This window comes from Duganella sp. Root1480D1 (genome assembly GCF_001427305.1).
Lineage (GTDB): Bacteria > Pseudomonadota > Gammaproteobacteria > Burkholderiales > Burkholderiaceae_D > Rugamonas.
The window spans coordinates 1-2794 of sequence record NZ_LMFZ01000038.1; the positions used below are offsets into that span (position 1 = coordinate 1).

The 2794-nt window shown below is 67.4% G+C and carries 1 protein-coding gene; it reads right to left on the minus strand.

The features are described from left to right. Positions 1-2794 (minus strand): condensation domain-containing protein (locus ASD58_RS22930; RefSeq protein WP_156401442.1); only part of this gene is annotated, 2794 nt, incomplete at both ends.

The window sequence follows — 2794 nt, forward strand, 5'->3', positions numbered from 1 at the left end:
GCTTTGCACCGGCAGCACGTCTTCCAGCGCCGCCGTCGTCAGCAGCACCGCCGGCGCGCTGTCGGCCAGCATGAAGGCCAGCCGCTCGGCCGGATAGCTCGCGTCCAGCGGCACGTAGGCGCCGCCGGCTTTTAGCACGGCCAGCATCGCCACAATCATGTCGGCGCCGCGCTCCAGGCACAGCCCGACGCGCGCATCGGGCCCGATGCCCAGCGCGCGCAGGTAGTGCGCCAGGCGGTTGGCGCGGGCATTCAATTCGCCATAGGAGACCGAACCCTGCTCGCCGAGCAGGGCGGGCGCCTGCGGCTGTGCCGCTGCCAGCCGCGCAAACTCGGCATGCACCAGGCTTTCGGCAGGGTAGGCGCGTGCCGTGGCATTGAAGTCATGCAGCAGTCGGCGAGATTCGTCCGTGGACATCAGCGCAAGATCGCACGCCCGTGCCGTAGCTTCGTCGCGCAGCCCCGCCACCAGTCCCTCCAGGGCAGCCAGCAGGTAACCGTGCACGCGCTCCGCATCGATTCCCGCCGGCACCTCCACTTCAAGATGATAGGCCTGCTCCAGGTCGTCGACATACGCGGTAAACGGATGGCTGCCGCTTTCCTCCGACGACAATAGCTCGAAACCGGCGGCGACGCGCTGTTGCTCCGCTTCGGGCCGCACAGCCGAATGGCGGAAGTTGATCAACGCCGGGAACAAGGGCACGCCGGCCGGTACGCCACTGCAACGCTGCACCAGCGATAACGGAGTGTGCTCATGGCGGGCCAGTTCCGACAACGCGGCATGGCAATCGCGTACCTGTTCGAGTACCCCTCCGCCAGCAACGTTGAGGCACAAAGGCAGCGTGTTGATGAACATGCCCAGCGCCCGTTCGGCGCCGGCGTTGTCCTGCATGCGGCCGAGCATGACCGTTCCGAACACCACCTGCTCGTGACCGCTCAGCTTCGACAGCACCAGGCCCCACGCCAGGTGGAAGATGGCGGCCGGGCTGACCCGGTGCAGGCGCGCCGTGTCGCGGATCGATTGCGCAAGCGCCGGCGGCAGCAGCGCGCCGGCGCGCACCGGCGACGAGTCATCCTGTACCTGGACGATGCCAAACGGTGCTGTCGGCTCGTCGACTCCCGCGAGCAAATTGCGGAAATAGGCTTTGTGGCTGTCATCGTCCTGGTATGCCAAGGTGCGCGCAACGAAGCCGCGGAATGGCATCGCGGGCGGCAGCGGTTGCCCGGCCAGGGTCGACAGCAGTTCTTCGATCAGTTGCGCCTGCGAGACGTGGTCCATGATGATGTGATGAACCAACAACAGCAGCACCCAGCGGCCAGACGCCTGGTCTTCCGCCGCGGCTGCAAACAGCAGCGGCGCCTCGCCCAGCGCCAGGTTGAAGTTGCGCATGTCGAACTGCTGCGTAAGGCGCTCGGCTGCGCCACGGCCGTCGCCGCTGCTTTCCAGGACGTGCAGCGAAAGCTCAGCGTCCCGCAACACCAGCTGCACCGGTCGCGGCAGGCCGGCCCACAGGATCGCCGTGCGCAGAATGTCATGACGGCTCACCGCTTGCTGCAGCGCCGCCATGAAGGCATCCAGGCGCGGCTTGTCGTCGAAGCGGATCAAGGTCTGCGACAAGTACTGGTCGCCTTCGCTGGCCAGCAGGCTGTGGTACATCATCCCTTCCTGCATCGGCGTCAATGGGTAGATGTCCTGCACATTGGCGGCCCCGCCCGGAACTGCAGCGGTGATGTGGTCAATTTCGCGCTGGGTGAGCTGCACCAGCGGCAACATGTCCGGCACGATAGCGCGCGCACCCGGCGGGATACGGTTTTCCGGTACTGCTGCATCGGTGGCGGCCGACCCGCTGTGCGCCGCCAGTTGCGCAATGGTGGGCCGCTGGAACAGCGTCGCAATGCTGACGGCCAGACCGGCGCCGAGCATGCGCTGGGTCAGGGCCACCGCCAGCAGCGAATGGCCACCCAGGCTGAAAAAGTCGTCGTGGCGGCCGACGCGAGGCACGCCCAGCAAATCCTGCCAGATCGCGGCCAGCGCGCTTTCCAGTGTCCCCTGGGGCGCCTCGTAGGTGGCGCCGGCCAGTGACTCCTGGCCGGGGACAGGCAGCGCCTGGCGATCCAGCTTGCCGTTTGGCGTGAGCGGGAACTGCTCCAGCAGTACAAAGGCACTCGGCAACATGTAGTCCGCCAGGTGCCGCGACAGTTCCTGGCGCAATGCGTCCGCCTGCAATTGGGCGACAAAGGCACTCGGCAACATGTAGTCCGCCAGGTGCCGCGACAGTTCCTGGCGCAATGCGTCCGCCTGCAATTGGGCGTCCGGCAGCGGTTGCAGGTAAGCCACCAGGCGCGCACCGCCAGCGTCGTTGCGCAACAACACTACCGCTGCGCGCACCCCCTCGCATTGGGCCAGGCGCGACTCGATTTCGCCCAGCTCGATGCGGTAGCCGCGCAGCTTGACCTGGAAATCGTTGCGCCCCAGGTATTCGATCTCGCCATCGGGCCGGTAGCGCGCCAGGTCACCGGTCTTGTACAGCCGCGCGCCGGGCAGGAACGGGTCGGCAATGAAGCGCTCGGCCGTCAGTTCCGGCCGGTGCAGGTAGCCGCGCGCCACCCCGGCGCCGCCGATATGCAGCTCGCCCGCCACCCCGACCGGCACCGGTTGCAGGCGCGCATCGAGCAGGTGCACCCGCACCCCGGCAATCGGGCGCCCGATCGGCACTTCGCCAGCCGGCAGGGTGCTGGCGGCGTCGTAAGCCATAGCCGTCGCATTCACGGTGGCTTCGGTCGGTCCGTAGTTG